This is a genomic window from Kribbella sp. NPDC031520 (assembly GCF_055580825.1).
In genome coordinates, this window is sequence record NZ_JBVIKS010000004.1 from 279,089 (window position 1) to 292,825 (window position 13,737).

General features: G+C 68.8%; 14 protein-coding genes. 7 read left to right on the forward strand and 7 right to left on the reverse strand.

The features are described 5' to 3' along the window. Window positions 1-31: 31 nt before the first annotated feature. Together nadA and nadB are read left to right on the forward strand one after the other, a co-directional pair. Complete coding sequence (gene nadA, locus ACZ5BU_RS22015; protein ID WP_465701553.1) at window positions 32-1,012, forward strand: quinolinate synthase NadA; 981 nt, start codon at window positions 32-34, stop codon at window positions 1,010-1,012. Then, complete coding sequence (nadB, locus tag ACZ5BU_RS22020; RefSeq protein WP_465701555.1) at window positions 1,009-2,520, forward strand: L-aspartate oxidase; 1,512 nt, start codon at window positions 1,009-1,011, stop codon at window positions 2,518-2,520. Before nadA ends, nadB begins: the two co-directional genes overlap by 4 nt. A 27-nt stretch (window positions 2,521-2,547) precedes the next feature. Here nadB and ACZ5BU_RS22025 read toward each other — a convergent pair whose 3' ends face one another. After that, window positions 2,548-3,453: a zinc-binding dehydrogenase gene (locus tag ACZ5BU_RS22025; protein WP_465701557.1), complete on the reverse strand. Its 906-nt coding sequence runs from the start codon at window positions 3,451-3,453 to the stop codon at window positions 2,548-2,550. Between the two features lie 78 nt (window positions 3,454-3,531). Next, window positions 3,532-4,407 (reverse strand): LysR family transcriptional regulator, encoded by an 876-nt coding sequence (locus ACZ5BU_RS22030; protein ID WP_465701559.1) that lies wholly within the window; start codon window positions 4,405-4,407, stop codon window positions 3,532-3,534. A gap of 89 nt (window positions 4,408-4,496) precedes the next feature. Between ACZ5BU_RS22030 and ACZ5BU_RS22035 the strand changes: the two genes are divergently transcribed. Continuing rightward, window positions 4,497-5,375, forward strand: coding sequence for an LLM class F420-dependent oxidoreductase (locus ACZ5BU_RS22035; RefSeq protein WP_465701561.1), 879 nt, complete (start codon window positions 4,497-4,499; stop codon window positions 5,373-5,375). Window positions 5,376-5,378: 3 nt separating this feature from the next. Here the strand turns inward: ACZ5BU_RS22035 and ACZ5BU_RS22040 are convergent, their stop codons facing one another. Both ACZ5BU_RS22040 and ACZ5BU_RS22045 read right to left on the reverse strand, forming a co-directional pair. Next, window positions 5,379-5,810 (reverse strand): PRC-barrel domain-containing protein, encoded by a 432-nt coding sequence (locus tag ACZ5BU_RS22040; RefSeq protein ID WP_465701563.1) that lies wholly within the window; start codon window positions 5,808-5,810, stop codon window positions 5,379-5,381. 283 nt (window positions 5,811-6,093) lie between these two features. Then, window positions 6,094-6,879: a polysaccharide deacetylase family protein gene (locus ACZ5BU_RS22045; protein ID WP_465701565.1), complete on the reverse strand. Its 786-nt coding sequence runs from the start codon at window positions 6,877-6,879 to the stop codon at window positions 6,094-6,096. Window positions 6,880-7,145: 266 nt separating this feature from the next. On the opposite strand from ACZ5BU_RS22045, the gene ACZ5BU_RS22050 reads away from it, so the two are divergent. Further along, window positions 7,146-8,138: an NHL repeat-containing protein gene (locus ACZ5BU_RS22050; RefSeq protein ID WP_465701567.1), complete on the forward strand. Its 993-nt coding sequence runs from the start codon at window positions 7,146-7,148 to the stop codon at window positions 8,136-8,138. A gap of 33 nt (window positions 8,139-8,171) precedes the next feature. Here ACZ5BU_RS22050 and ACZ5BU_RS22055 read toward each other — a convergent pair whose 3' ends face one another. Then, window positions 8,172-9,419 carry an MFS transporter gene (locus tag ACZ5BU_RS22055; RefSeq protein WP_465701569.1) on the reverse strand — a complete coding sequence of 416 codons (1,248 nt, stop codon included), beginning with the start codon at window positions 9,417-9,419 and terminating at the stop codon, window positions 8,172-8,174. Window positions 9,420-9,474: 55 nt separating this feature from the next. Here ACZ5BU_RS22055 and ACZ5BU_RS22060 point away from each other — a divergent pair, with 55 nt between their 5' ends. Then, a complete protein-coding gene (locus tag ACZ5BU_RS22060) occupies window positions 9,475-10,434 on the forward strand; it encodes an ArsR/SmtB family transcription factor (protein ID WP_465701571.1) in 960 nt (319 codons plus the stop codon). A gap of 24 nt (window positions 10,435-10,458) precedes the next feature. Here ACZ5BU_RS22060 and ACZ5BU_RS22065 read toward each other — a convergent pair whose 3' ends face one another. Then, a complete protein-coding gene (locus tag ACZ5BU_RS22065; RefSeq protein WP_465701573.1) occupies window positions 10,459-11,319 on the reverse strand; it encodes an alpha/beta fold hydrolase in 861 nt (286 codons plus the stop codon). Between the two features lie 136 nt (window positions 11,320-11,455). Between ACZ5BU_RS22065 and ACZ5BU_RS22070 the strand changes: the two genes are divergently transcribed. Together ACZ5BU_RS22070 and ACZ5BU_RS22075 are read left to right on the forward strand one after the other, a co-directional pair. Continuing rightward, window positions 11,456-12,088 (forward strand): TetR/AcrR family transcriptional regulator, encoded by a 633-nt coding sequence (locus ACZ5BU_RS22070; protein ID WP_465701575.1) that lies wholly within the window; start codon window positions 11,456-11,458, stop codon window positions 12,086-12,088. Between the two features lie 189 nt (window positions 12,089-12,277). After that, window positions 12,278-13,249 (forward strand): NAD-dependent epimerase/dehydratase family protein, encoded by a 972-nt coding sequence (locus tag ACZ5BU_RS22075; RefSeq protein WP_465701577.1) that lies wholly within the window; start codon window positions 12,278-12,280, stop codon window positions 13,247-13,249. Here ACZ5BU_RS22075 and ACZ5BU_RS22080 read toward each other — a convergent pair. Beyond that, window positions 13,239-13,673, reverse strand: a complete 435-nt coding sequence (locus ACZ5BU_RS22080; protein ID WP_465701579.1) for a substrate-binding domain-containing protein — start codon at window positions 13,671-13,673, stop codon at window positions 13,239-13,241. The genes ACZ5BU_RS22075 and ACZ5BU_RS22080 overlap by 11 nt on opposite strands. Window positions 13,674-13,737 lie beyond the last annotated feature (64 nt).

Sequence of the window (13,737 nt, forward strand, 5' to 3'; positions counted from 1 at the left end):
GGCGAAAACCTCGAACGAAGGAGAGGCGACCATGAGCGTTGCCCACGACATGGCAAGTGGCTGGCAGGAAGAGGTACGCCGGCTCGCCCGGGACCGGGACGCGGTGATCCTGGCCCACAACTACCAGGAGCCGATGATTCAGGACGTCGCCGACCACGTCGGCGATTCGCTCGCGCTGTCCCGGATCGCCGCAGGCACCGACGCCTCGACGATCGTCTTCTGTGGCGTCCACTTCATGGCCGAGACCGCCAAGCTGCTCAGTCCGGACAAGACCGTGTTGATACCTACTGCCCGGGCCGGCTGCTCGTTGGCGGACACCATCGACGCCGATCAACTGCGGGCCTGGAAGGCCGAACACCCCGATGCCGTGGTTGTTGCCTATGTCAACACCAGTGCGGCTGTGAAGGCCGAGGCCGACATCTGCTGCACGTCGTCCAATGCGGTGGACGTGGTGAACTCGATCCCGGAAGACCGGCCGATCCTGTTCCTGCCGGATCAGTTCCTGGGTGCGCACGTACGGCGGCAGACCGGTCGCGACAACATCGATGTCTGGATGGGCGAGTGTCACGTGCACGCCGGGATCAGCCCGGCGGACCTGCGCGCCCAGGTCGCGGCTGACCCCGCGGCAGAGGTCCTCGTACATCCCGAGTGCGGTTGCGCGTCGTCGGCGATCTGGCTCACCGGCGTCGGCGATCTGCCGGCGGACCGGACCCACATCCTCTCCACCGCCGGCATGCTGGAGACCGCGCGCGGCATGACCGCGAAGACCGCGCTGGTCGCGACCGAGATCGGGATGCTACATCAGCTGCGCAAGGTGAACCAGCACACGTCGTTCGTGCCGGTGAATCCCAAGGCGTCGTGCCGGTTCATGAAGATGATCACGCCGGAGCTGCTGCTGCAGTGCCTGCGTGAGGGGCGCGACGAGGTCCAGCTTCCGCCCGAGATCGTCGCGCGTGCGCGGCGTTCGGTCGAACGCATGGTTGCCATCGGCAAACCGGCAGGTGCCCGATGACCCTCTCTGTCGATGTCGTCGTGATCGGCTCCGGCGTCGCAGGTCTCTCGACGGCGTTGGGGCTGGCCGCTACTCGCAGCGTGCTCGTCATCAGTGCCGGCGACGGGAGTACACCCTGGTCGCAGGGCGGGGTCGCGGTCGCGTTCGGGGACGACGATCCGGACGAGCACCTGCACGACACCGACGCCGCGGGCGCCGGATTCTGCGATCTCCGCAGCGTCAGGACGCTGGTGGAGGAGGGGCCGCAGCGAGTCGCCGAGCTGATCACACGAGGCGCACGCTTCGACCGCAACGCCGACGGATCGTTGGCGAGGACTCTCGAGGGTGGCCACAGCCGTCCCCGGGTCGTGCATGCGGGCGGCGACGCCACCGGCGCGGAGATTCATCGCGCACTCCGTAGCGCTTTGCACCGAACGGGCGTACGGACGGTGGACGGACGCGTCACCGGCCTCGTCAAGTCGGACGGCGGTCGTGTCGTCGGCGTACTTCTCGAGGACGGCGAAGGGATCAGCCAGATCGACGCACGCGCGGTCGTACTGGCAACCGGTGGCATCGGTAACGCCTATCTGACGAGCACCAATCCTGTGGCGGTGAACGGCGACGGACTTGCTCTTGCGCTCCGCGCCGGCGCCTCGTTGGTGGACATGGAGTTCGTTCAGTTCCACCCGACCGTGCTCTTCACCGGTGCATCCGGTGGCCAGTTGCCGCTGGTGACCGAGGCTGTCCGCGGCGAGGGTGCCGTACTGCGCGACCTGGACGGCCGGCGGATCATGGCCGGTCTGCATCCCCGGGCGGACCTTGCCCCACGGGACGTGGTCGCCCGGGCGGTGGAGTCGACGATGCGCTGCGACGGAACCGACCACGTGTGGCTGGACGCCACAGCTATCCGGCCGGACGTCCTCCGCCGGCGGTTTCCGACCGTACTGGCATCCTGCGCGCGGATCGGGGTCGACCTGCTGACCGACCGGATTCCGATCGCACCCGCCGAACACTTTCTCTGCGGTGGCATTCGCACCGACCGCGACGGAGCGACCGGTGTGCCGGGCCTGTACGCCGTCGGCGAGGTGGCGGCGACCGGCGTACATGGGGCGAACCGGCTCGCGTCCAACTCTCTCCTGGAAGGGCTGGTGTTCGGGCGACGCGTCGCGACGGCGCTGACGCTCGATCTCCAGGCGGCCACCCGAGGGCGTTCGCAGGCAGTGATGCTCGGCCAGGACCATGAGCCGCAGAGGATCCGCGCGATCCTGACCGAGGCCGCCGGCATCCGCAGAGACGGCGCGGAACTGCAGGTAGCTGAGGAAGAACTCGATGCTCTCGGCAACGGGCCGTTGGCGACCGTGGCCCGATCCGTCATCGCCGCGGCGAGTGCGCGGCGGGACAGCCGCGGCTGCCACTGGCGATCGGACTACCCGCATCGGGACGAACGATGGGACGAGCACCTGGCCGTACGTCTCGATGAAGAAGACCGCCCGACGGTCGAGGGGCGCGAGCGCGCGGCAATTTCCTGAACAGAACCCAGCCTCGTCGTTGTGGGATCAGGAGATGGTGAGCACAGCCTTGCCGCGGAAGGTTCGGTTGCGTAGCCCGTCGAGGGCGCTGTCCACCTGGTCCCATCCGGCCTCAAGGCCCACCGGCGGCTGGAGGGACCCCGCGGCGACGAAGTCGACAAGCGTCCGAAGGTCGGCGCCGACGGGGGAGGGGTCTGCGTAGGACAGATAGCTGACCAGGTGTGCGCCCTCGTGACCGATGAAGTCGTACAGGTTGATGGACGCCTTGCGGCGGCTGCTCGCGCCGAAGACCACCACCGTGCCGCCCGGTGCGACTCTTCCGACGGCGGCTTCGAGCGACTCGCCGCCGACCGATTCGGTGATCAGCTCGAACAGCCCGTTCGCCTGCTCGACGGCCGGTACGACGGACCTGGCACCGTACTTCACCAGAAGCTCAGCCGCCTCGCCTCGACCGATCGCGGTGACCTCGCCGCCGGCGAGGACTGCGAGCTGGACCTGGAGCTGCCCGACGCCGCCGGTCGCGCCGGTGACAAGGACCTTCTTGCCGAGCAGGTTGCCGCCGATGCGCAGCGTGTTCAACGCGGCTCGACCGGCCAACGGCAGCGCGGCCGCGGGCTCGAGGTCGACGGTGTCGGGCAGTTCGGCCAACCGGGCTGTGGATACCGCCGCGAGTTCGGCCCAGCCACTGTCCTCGGCGAGCGCGACGACGCGTGCTCCGGTCGTCGGTCCCGAGCCGTCCGCGGCTGGTTCGACCACCACCCCGGCAATGTCCTGTCCCGGGCGCCAGTCCTCGGTGCGGGCCGCGAGCAGATCGAGTTCGCCGCGGTTGACGGAGAACGATCGTACCGCGATCAGCGCCTGATCTGGCGCCGGAACTGGATCGGCGACGGTCTGGACAACGAGCCCTGCGGGCGTGTTCACGAGTGCTTTCATGGGTCTATCTCAGGCCGTGAAAGCCGTTGTGAACAAGGCGACTTCGGCATGTTCACTCATCATCGATCGGCATGAATGTCAGGCTGCGGCCAGGCAGCTGTCCAGCAGGAGCCGGACCGCGGGTGCCGGAGGTCCTGGAGCGGTCGCGACCAGAGTCTGCAGGGGCGGGACGTCCAGGCGCCGCAGGGCGATCCGGTTGACTCGCAAGCGCTCGGCCGCCGAGGAGTACAGGACGGTCCAGGCCGGCGGTCCGGCGCCGATCTCGGCGAGTGCGTCGTACACGGAGCCGATCGCCGGGCCACGGGGTGGTTCGACGCCGGCCTGCTGAAGGAGGACGGTGACGACGTCGTACAGACCGGGGTTCGATTCGCGTGGGCTCAGTCTCAGTGGTGTGCTCGCCAGATCGGCGAGGGTTATCAGCGAGCGAGCCGCGGCCACGTGCGTCGCCGGTACCGCGGCCACGAGGGTCTCGTTCCAGACCGCAACGGTTTCGAGGCCGGTGACGTGCGCGGCGGGCCGCACGAAGGCGGCGTCGAGCTCACCGCGACGTACTGCGTCGAGACGATCGGCCAAGGGCAGGCTCACGAGACGTACGTCGACCTCGGGTGCAAGGGTTGCGATCGAGTCGAGGACCTGGTCGAGGCGATCTCCTAGCCCCTGGCTCGTCCCGATCCTCAGCGAACCCGTGATCTCCCCGGCGGGCTCGGCAACCGCGGACCGCAGCCGGCCGAAGGCCACCAGGGTGGCTTGTGCCTCCGGCAACAGCCGTTGGCCGGCCGCGGTCAGCTTGACCCGGCGGGTGGTGCGGTCGAGGAGCTGGACACCGAGCTCACGCTCCAGGCGCGCGACTTGCTGACTGACCGCCGGCTGCCCGATGTGCAGCCGCTCCGCGGCCCGGCCGAAGTGCAACTCCTCCGCGACAGCCACAAAGAACTCGAGCTGGCGAACTTCCATGATCCCGACTCCTGCCGTTGCAGCCGTCCGTCCTTATTCCCTCAACGTCTGCCGAGCGCGCCTTCTTCCGCGGTGATGTAATGGGTCGGATGCCGATGGAGGTTGCCTTGGAACTGGGTCTGCACTACTGGAACTACTCCCGTCCGGACGATGCTTCCCGGATCGCGCCGACGCTGGCCGAGACGGCGCGGATCGTCGACGACGCGGGGTTTCATCGGTTCACGGTGATGGACCACTACTTCCAGATGGAGCACCGTGGTACCGCGGACGAGCCGATGCTGGAGGGTTACACGACGCTCGGGTACGTGGCGGCGCGGACCGAGCGGGTGCAGTTGGGCCTGCTGGTCACCGGTGTGATGTACCGCTATCCCGGCCTGCTCGCGAAGATCGTGACGACCCTCGACGTGCTGTCCAGTGGCCGGGCATTCCTCGGGATCGGCGCCTCGTGGTACGAGCGTGAGCAGCGCGCCCTCGGCGTACCGGTGGTGCCGATGAGCGAGCGCTTCGAGCGCCTGGAGGAGAGCCTGCGGATCTGCCGGCAGATGTGGAGCGGCGACAACGGGCCGTTCGAGGGCCGCCATTACCAACTGGCGGAGACCCTCTGCGTACCCGCGCCGCTTTCGGCACCGCATCCGCCGATCATGGTCGGCGGTGGCGGGGAGAAGAAGACGCTGCTGCTCGTGGCCCGGTACGCCGACGCGTGCAATCTCTTCGCTGTCAGCCCCGATGACGTCGCCCGCAAGTTGGACGTACTTCGCGCGCACTGCGATGCGGAGGGCCGCGACTACGACACCATCACCAAGACGGCCGTCTACACGGATCGGGTGCTCGAGGACCCGGACGCGTTCTTCGCTGCCGCCGAGCAGTACGCCGGCCTGGGCATCACCGAGTTGCAGTTCATGCCCGACCGCGACCCGGTCGAGTTCGCGAGCCGCCTGGCCGACGAGATCGTGCCCCGCCTCACGTAGGTCTCAGCGCGGGAACGGGCCCCAGTACGGGGGATAGCCGTAGTACCCGTAGATGTCCTCGTAGTAGGTCGGCGCGGGCTCGATGTCGGGGTCGTACGCCGGTGCGCCCGCGACGTGGGTGCGCTCGGGTGCGATCTGTACGGTGTCCTCGCCGACGCGGACGACTGCCTCGACCGGGACCAGTTGCTTCCGCTCACCCAGGCCCAGGAATCCGCCGGAACCGACCTCGAGGAACCGGATCCGCCGCTCGGACTCGTCGATGATCAGGCCGTCCACCTTGCCGACCTCGTCGCCGTTGCGGTCGACGACCTTGCGGCCGCGGACGTCGTCGGCCGGATCTGCCACCTCCAGGGCGACGTCGGCCAGCCGGACCAACGTGTGCGCGGACCTGTCCTCGGCGCCGGGATCGCTGTTCATGCTCGGGTTGTCGCTCATCGTGCACCTCCTCGAGCTGGCGTCATCGGCCGATGACACGGTGCGAGCGCTCACCGGTCGATGACCTCTGTCCGGTACCCATTGGCATGCCGAAGCACGTGGATCAGGCGGACGTCAGAGGACAGGGTCATGGGTTGAGCAGGTGCAATGACTCTCGCGCTGGGCCTGCCGTACCGGCGAAGCTGTTGTTCACGGCCGGCCGCCGTCCGAGTGTCCAATCAGCCCGCTCGGACTGCCGTGGGCGGTCGGCCGTCTCCGTTCGAATGTTGCTGTACGCCGCAGCTCAGCAGTTGAGCGGTGGGAACGAGTAGCCGCTTGCCTTCAGGATCGGTAGCACCTGGTTGAGGGCCGCGATCGTCTGGGTGCGGTTGCCGCCGCCGTCGTGGAGCAGGATCACGGCGCCTGGGCGGGCGTGGGTGAGGATGTTGTGCACGATGGCGGGCGTTCCTGGGCGGGCCCAGTCGCGGGGGTCGATGTTCCACAGGACCTGGACCATTCTGGCGGCCCGGATCGCCGCGCGTACGCGGGGATTGGTGGCACCGTCGGGTGGCCGGAAGCAGGTGGAGGCGGGGCCGTCGAAGACTTCGTGGTGGAGGTCGCTGGGGGAGAGGGTGGTCAGGATCCGGTGGCTGACGGAGTGGCTGCCGATGGTGTTGCCGGCGGCGGTGACCTGTTCGCGGAACCCCGGGTGGGCGGACTCCATGTTGCCGACTTCGAAGAACGTCGCGTGGGCGCCGTACGTGCGCAGGACCTGCAGGATCGTCGGCGTCCAGTGCGGATCGGGCCCGTCGTCGAACGTGAAGAAGATGACCTTCTTGCCGCCGGCCATCGCGGACGCGGTCGGGTTCGGTGCCGGTCGCGGTACCGGAGACGTGGGCGTGCTGTTGTACGGCGTGGTGGTCGGTGCCGCGGGTGTCGGGCTTCCTCCGGCGGTCGGCTGTCCGCTGTGCCCGGCCGCGCATCCGGCGATGCCGATCGAGGCTGCGGCCGTTGCGAGTGCGACAGCGGCTGTCCGCGCCAGGACGTGTCGTCCGCGGGCATCCGGTACGAGTCTCCCCAGAATCCTCACAGCTGTCAGACGGCCGGGCGGCCGATTTGGTTGACCCTTTCGCGGGCCGGTTCAGAAGTACGCAGATTGTTGCCTACAGCCCCTGATGGCTTCGCGCCGGGCGCCAACCCCAGAATGCCAGACGAGACCCGGCTTTCGAGCTTGGCTGCACTCGGCCTGGCCGTGTGCGGCCCGACGCGAAGCGCTTTTGGTGCGCAATCCTCCGGTTCCCCATCCACGCCACTAAATTCATGTTCCTCGGCGACATCGGGGTGCATGCTGGTCCCATGGGCGCTGCTCTTCGGGTGTCCTCGCTGGGGTGGGGGCTCCTCTTGGTTGTCGGTGGATGTTCGGGCGGGGCGGATCCGGGACCTTCCGGACCAGCCACCGTCTCGGTCAGCCCTGCGCGTACGGCGGGATACTCCGTACGTCGTCAGGCCGTCATCGCGATCGAGAACGCGGACGGGCTGACCGCGGCAGGTGGAGCGCTCTGGGTGAAGACGGACGACGGTCGCGTCGTACGCGTCGATCCGGCAACCAACCGGGTCAGCGGCGAGCTGGAACTCGACACGAACTCGGACCCGAACGTCTACTGCCAAGGCATCGGGACCGACCAGACGTCGGTGTGGGCGTGCGCGACGACCGACAAGGGGACGGATGTCGTCAAGATCGATCCAGTGAGCAGACGGATCGTACGGCGGGTCTCTGTGGGCAAGGTGTTCGACCAACTGGCGCTGCCCTCGACCGCACGCGGTCTGTGGGTGCTGAGCGGATCCGGCGTGAGTCTTGTCGACCACGAAACCGGGCGAGTGACGAAGTACCCGCTCGGCGTCCGGGGTCTGCAGGTGGCTGCGGCGGGGGATCTGGTCGTAGCAACCTCGTCCACAGATAACGCAGTGATCGCTTTGGATGCCACCAACGGGTCCGTGATCGCGCGTACGACGTTGCCGGCACCGCGGCTCGCCGCGGTCAGCGGGTCCGACATCTGGGTCGACACCAGCGACGGCCTGGTCCGGCTGTCGCGGGAATTGAGGGCCAAGACGAAGTACCCGAGCCTCGGTGCCGGTGCGGGCGGCGACCTGGTCGCCACGCCCGACGCCGTCTGGCTGCGCGCCGGCAACGGCACCATCACCCGGCTGGACGCGTCGACGGGCCAGGCTGTCGAACAGGTCGCGCCGGACGGCCAGCAGATCACGGCAGGCAGCATGCTGATCGCCTACGGCAGCATCTGGACGACGTCAGGCGACGAGGGCACCCTGACCCGCCTGCGCCTCAGCTGAAGCAGATCCGCTCTAACTCGTCGACCTGAGCAGTCATTGTTTGCCGTCTGGGATGAGCTGCAGCTCCAGTGTCTTGTGGGCGGCGTGGTTGGCGAGTAGGGCGGTGGCGGTGCCGGTTGCGGCGAAGATGGTTCCTAGGGCGAGCCAGCCGAGGGTGCCGTGGTCGATGGCCGTGGTGGTGACGACGGCGGGGCCGAGCATGAGGGCGAGGGCCAGGCCGGTTTGGCTGAGGCCTTGGTAGGCGCCGGCGCAGGCGGGGTCGGCGAGTTCGAACGCCATGCCCCAGCTTCCGGCCTCGCCGCGCGTCTCGCCGGCGGACGAGGCGAGGGCGGCGAGTACCAGTACGCAGGTGGCCGCGGCGGCGCCGAGGTGACCTGCGACGGCGAACAGTACGCAGGCCACCAGCAGGAGCAGACCGGCTCGGCGTACCGATCGTCCGGCGCGGCGAAGGTCCTGGGTGCCGCGGGATGCGCGGACCTGGAAGATCGCGACGTACGCCGTGTTGACCACCAGCAGCGCGGACACGACGACGGTCGGCGCTTCGGTGTGGTCGGCGACCCACAGCGGTATGCCGACGGTCGTCAGGCCGAAGTGGATCGCGAGTACGGCGTTCAGCACGGTCGACGTCACGTACGTCCGGTCGCGCAGCGGCGACGGCCCTCGGGGGCCTACGGCAACGGCCGACTCGTCCATCCGCTCCGCGAGCCCGGGCACTCGCTTCCGCAAGCCGCTGAGTGGGATCGTGCCGAGGGTGGTGATGGCGCCGACCAGCACGATGGTCAGGCGGTACGCCGCTGCCGTGTCGACCACCAGCGCGAGACCCGCGAGCAGGGTGCCGATGCCGATGCCGACGTTCATCACCACGCGCAGGCGGGCGCGGACGGCAACGCGTTCCGGGCCGACGTACCACCGGGCGAGCAACGTCATCTGCGCGGTGCTCTGCAGGCCGCGGGCAGCGGAGACGCAGGCCGCGACCAGGACGAAGCTGACGACGTCGCGGGCCAGTGCGTAGCTCAGCAGGGCAACGCCGTTCGCGGCGAGGGCCCACTGCTGTATCCGGTCGGCGCCGTACCGGTCGCTCAGCCGCCCGCCGGCGTACGACGCCAGGACGCCGACTCCTCCGGCGACGGTGAGGCCGATGCCGACGGTGGTCGGCGACAGGCCGACTCCGCGGGTGAAGTACAGCGCGCTGACGGCGAAGAACATGCCACGGGACAGAGAGAGGGCAGCGACCGCGTAGGCGAGCGCCCGTTCGACGGGATCGCGGAGGAGTTCAGGCACGCGTCAGTTGTCGCATCCGGCTGCACCGGATGCCACCGATGTAGCGTATTGCTTCATGATCGAGTACGAGCTCGTGGGGAACGATCTCGGTGAGGTGCGCTTCGCGATCTCCCCGCTGAACGAGCTGGTCCTGTCGCTGCGGACCCTGCGCGACCCGGGCCGGTTCCCGTTGCAGTTGCCGTGGCTGCGAACCACCGAGCCGGCGCGCGCCGGGCTGAACCTGGATCTCCTGCGTGCGCTGACGAACGAAAAGTTGTGGACGCCGGACTTCCTGACCCCTCGGCCGTACACCCCACTCGGCAGGATCGAGGACGAGCTCGCGGCGCTGACCAGTACACCCGGCGGTGTCGTCCGCGCGGACCTGGCCGAGGTTCACCCGACGGCGCTACCGGCGGAACTACACGGGCGGCCGGACCGGGTCCTCGTCCGCGTACTGGCCGCGCTCCGGGACTACTGGGACGCGTGCTTCGAGCCGTACTGGCCGCGGATGCGGACCGTGCTCGAGGCCGACGTCGTGTACCGCGGCAGGGTGATGGCGCAATCCGGTCTCGCCGCGATGTTCTCCGACCTCAACCCGCACGTCCGCCTCGAGAGCAGCGTCGTACAGGTACGCCTGCGCACCGACCTCTCGTACCGTACGTCGACCGCAGGCCGCGGGTTGACGCTGGTGCCGTCGCTGTTCAGCCGACGGGCGTCGACGCCGATCTCCGCCGACGAACCGCCGCACATCATGTACCCGGCCCGCGGTCTCGGCACCCTCTGGGAGACGTCCACGACGTTGCCCGCCAGCGCCCTGGCCGACGTGATCGGCCGCGTCCGCGCCCGGTTGATGAACCTGCTCGAGACGCCCACGTCGTCGACCGAGCTCGCGCTGCGCCTCGACGTCACGCCGACCGCGGTCAACCAGCACCTCCGTGTACTCCGCGACGCCGGCCTCCTGAGCTCCGCCCGGCACGGTCGCTCGGTCCTCTACCGCCGCTCGGACCTCGGCGACCGCCTCGTCCGCGGCGCCTAGAGGCGACCGCCTCGTCCACGGCGGCTAGAGCGGTGGGCCGAAGGCGCACGCCACCTGGGTGGCGTGGGCGGGGTCGAGGGCGTTGGCGACGAGTTGGGCGACAGTCGGGTCGAACGCGAGCCCGACGTGTCCGACCGGATCGAGCGGGCAGCTGTCCTGGACGTACTCGTTCGTCACGCCAGGCTCTCTGATGAACGACGTCTCGTGCGGAGTCACCAGGGTGTCGAAGCGCGACGCGATCACGGTGTACTTCACGCCGGGCTGGGCGATCGGCCCCGCGGTCAGCCGCTGTACGGCGGACCCGCCGACGATGAGCTCGTCACAAGCAGCGCAGCCGAACTGCTGCAGGACCTGGTCGACGAGCGGGCCGAGGCCGAGGTAGTCGCCGACGCTGACGAGACCGCCGAACGACGTACCGTGCGTCGGCGGCGCCAGGGCGACGACCTTCCCGACCGCGTCGGCGTACCCGCGGACCTTGGGACCGTAGATGCTCTGGAAACCGCCCTCGGAGTGCCCGACGATGTCGACCTTCGCGGCGCCCGTGGTCGCACGGACGCGCTGGACGAACGCCTCGATCTCTGCCGACGACTGGGCGATCGAGATGGTGCCGCCGACGGGGATCGCCGGCGTCGCCTGGCCGTACGTCAGGGTGAAGGCGCAGTACCCCTTCGCGGCCAGGAACGGGCCCAGGTAGGAGTAGTTGCCCGGGCCGTTGCCGCCCAGGCCGTGCAGCAGGACGAGCGGGTCCGGGTGGGCGGCGGACGGCTTGCAGGTCCAGTCGTCGAATCCCGACGAAGTCGCCGCGTCGGCGGTGGTCGTGATCGAGGCGCCCATCAGCACTGCGGCGAACAGACCGGCGGCGGCCCGGCGAAGGCGGTTCGGCATGTCGACTCCCCGTGGTCATATCATGTGACGACAGCGTCACGGACAGTCGAGCATGGTTCCTGGTTATAAACAAGAGGTCGTGTTCAGAACCGGTCCGCCTGGTTACGAACCGTCGACTTTGGGTAGCGTGCAGCGCATGAGTAGGACCATTCGGGGACTCGACGCCGAACAACGCCGGGCAGAACGACGCGAGCAGTTGCTGGACGCGGCGCTCAAACTGTTCGCCGCCAACGGCTATCTCGGCACGTCGATCGAGCAGATCTGCAGCACCGCGTTCATCGGGACGAAGAGTTTCTACGAGCTGTTCGCCGGCCGGGAGGAGTGCTACCTGGCGCTGCTGCGGCGTACCTCCGAACGCCTCGAGGAACGGATGGCCGGCGTCGCGGCGCAGGCGACCGGGAACGAACGCCAGGAGGCGCCGAAGTTGCTCGCGGTCTTCGTCCACGCATTGGTCGACGATCCGCGCGTCTCGAAGGTCACGTTCGGCATGGCGTCCGGTATCTCCGAGGCGGTCGAGCGGCAACGCCGGGCGAACCGGCGCTGGGCCGCAGGATTCCTGGTCCAGCTCTGGGATCGGTACGACGGCCCGCAGCACGAGGAGCAGGACGCCGTCCGGCACAGCGTCGCGATCGGCCTCGTCGGCGGAATGTTCGACCTGATCTCGGACTGGCTCCTGGACGCGGACCTCACCGACGAGCAGCAGATCGAAACCCTGACCGACGACCTCACCACGTTCTACATCACCGTCCGCCGCGGCATCGCAAGCTAGCCGTGGCCGGTGGCCCCGGATCCGCCGTCCAAGGCGGAGCTCTACGCCGACGCGAAACGCCTGGGTATCAAAGGCCGCTCGAAGATGACAAAGGAACAACTGACCCGGGCCATCCGCCGCGCCTGACAACTGTCTCGCTCACCGATTCGGCGGCCCGGACCGCAGTGGACCCGCGGATAGCCTGGCGGCATGAGGATTGTCGTTGTCGGCGGAAGTGGGCATATCGGGACGTTCCTGGTTCCGCGGCTGGTGCGGGCAGGGCACGAGGTGGTGAGCATCAGCCGGGGACTGCGGTCCAGTTATCTCGACGACCCTGCCTGGACGGATGTGCAGCAGGTGACGGCGGATCGTGAGGCCGAGGATCGGGACGGTACCTTCCCGGGCCGCGTCGCGGACCTGAAGCCGGACGTCGTGGTCGACCTGATCTCGTTCACGCTCGAGTCCACGACGGCGCTCGTCGAACGGCTGCGCGGCGTCACCGGCCACCTGCTGTACTGCGGTTCGATCTGGCGGCACGGGCCGAGCCTGAGGTTGCCCGTTACGGAGGAGAACGGCGAGCCGCCGGTCGGCGAGTACGGCATCGCGAAGGCCGCGACCACGCAGTACCTGAAGGACGAGACCCGGTCCGGTGGGTTGGTGACCACCTCCCTGCATCCGGGCCACATCGTCGGCCCGGGCTGGCATCCGATCGGCCCGCTCGGCAACCTCGACCCAGCGGTATGGCGGACCCTCTCGGTCGGCGGACCGCTCGACGTACCTGGTATCGGTACGGAATTCATGCACCACGTGCACGCCGCCGACGTCGCGCAGGCGTTCGAGGCAGCTGTCGGACGACGTGAGGCGGCTGCCGGCGAGGACTTCGACATCGTCGCCCCGTCCGCCCTCAACGTCCGCGGCTACGCGCGGATCGCGGCGTCGTGGTTCGGGAAGACGGCGGATCTACGTACGGTGACGTGGGACGAGTTCCGCCGTACGACGGACGCCGGGGCCGCCGAGGCCAGCTGGGAGCACCTCGTCCGCAACCACTACGTGAGTATCGACAAGGCGCGGACGCTCCTCGGCTACACCCCACAGTACGAACCCGACGCCGCGATCCTCGAATCGGTGCGCTGGCTGATCGACCACGACCAGCTCACCGTCGCGAACCCCCTTACGGTGTGACCGGGGCGCCGCCGGCTTCGGTCAGCGCCTCCAGCACGCCCATCGGGACGAAGTCCGAGCCGGCGAAGATCGCGGTGGGCCGCTGCGGCCGGGCGAGGAGTTGCCGGGTGCCGCGATAGCCGCCTTCCTGGGTGTAGGTGGTGGACACGATGTCGATCTCGCCAGCCAGGCCGTGCGACCGCATCGCCTGCCGGTAGCCCTCGGCGCGGATCGCGTTCGGCATCTCCAGCAGGCGGACGCGATCTGTCTCGTGCTGCTCGATGTGGGCGATCCGGCGGTGGCCGAGCCCGGTCAGATGGTCGACGACGAGGGCGCCCAGCACTGAGAACGCCGGCCGCGCCGCGTGCACGAATGCCGTCGCTCCGTAACTGGAGTGGCGGCATTCGTGCGTCCGGGCGCGGTACTCGGCCTCTGGCCTTGACATTTAAACTGAGTCGACTCAGTATTGAGTTAGTTCAGATTTGAGTCGACTCGGTAAGGCGGAGTGA

What these genes read in the sequence shown, in the direction of transcription:
- ACZ5BU_RS22070 (WP_465701575.1), top strand. Translation starts at nt 11,456, where the DNA reads ATGAGTAGGACCATTCGGGGACTCGACGCCGAACAACGCCGGGCAGAA.
- ACZ5BU_RS22065 (WP_465701573.1), bottom strand. Translation starts at nt 11,319, where the DNA reads ATGCCGAACCGCCTTCGCCGGGCCGCCGCCGGTCTGTTCGCCGCAGTG.
- ACZ5BU_RS22040 (WP_465701563.1), bottom strand. Translation starts at nt 5,810, where the DNA reads ATGAGCGACAACCCGAGCATGAACAGCGATCCCGGCGCCGAGGACAGG.
- ACZ5BU_RS22080 (WP_465701579.1), bottom strand. Translation starts at nt 13,673, where the DNA reads ATGTCAAGGCCAGAGGCCGAGTACCGCGCCCGGACGCACGAATGCCGC.
- nadA (WP_465701553.1), top strand. Translation starts at nt 32, where the DNA reads ATGAGCGTTGCCCACGACATGGCAAGTGGCTGGCAGGAAGAGGTACGC.
- ACZ5BU_RS22025 (WP_465701557.1), bottom strand. Translation starts at nt 3,453, where the DNA reads ATGAAAGCACTCGTGAACACGCCCGCAGGGCTCGTTGTCCAGACCGTC.
- ACZ5BU_RS22060 (WP_465701571.1), top strand. Translation starts at nt 9,475, where the DNA reads ATGATCGAGTACGAGCTCGTGGGGAACGATCTCGGTGAGGTGCGCTTC.
- nadB (WP_465701555.1), top strand. Translation starts at nt 1,009, where the DNA reads ATGACCCTCTCTGTCGATGTCGTCGTGATCGGCTCCGGCGTCGCAGGT.
- ACZ5BU_RS22035 (WP_465701561.1), top strand. Translation starts at nt 4,497, where the DNA reads ATGCCGATGGAGGTTGCCTTGGAACTGGGTCTGCACTACTGGAACTAC.
- ACZ5BU_RS22050 (WP_465701567.1), top strand. Translation starts at nt 7,146, where the DNA reads ATGGGCGCTGCTCTTCGGGTGTCCTCGCTGGGGTGGGGGCTCCTCTTG.
- ACZ5BU_RS22030 (WP_465701559.1), bottom strand. Translation starts at nt 4,407, where the DNA reads ATGGAAGTTCGCCAGCTCGAGTTCTTTGTGGCTGTCGCGGAGGAGTTG.
- ACZ5BU_RS22075 (WP_465701577.1), top strand. Translation starts at nt 12,278, where the DNA reads ATGAGGATTGTCGTTGTCGGCGGAAGTGGGCATATCGGGACGTTCCTG.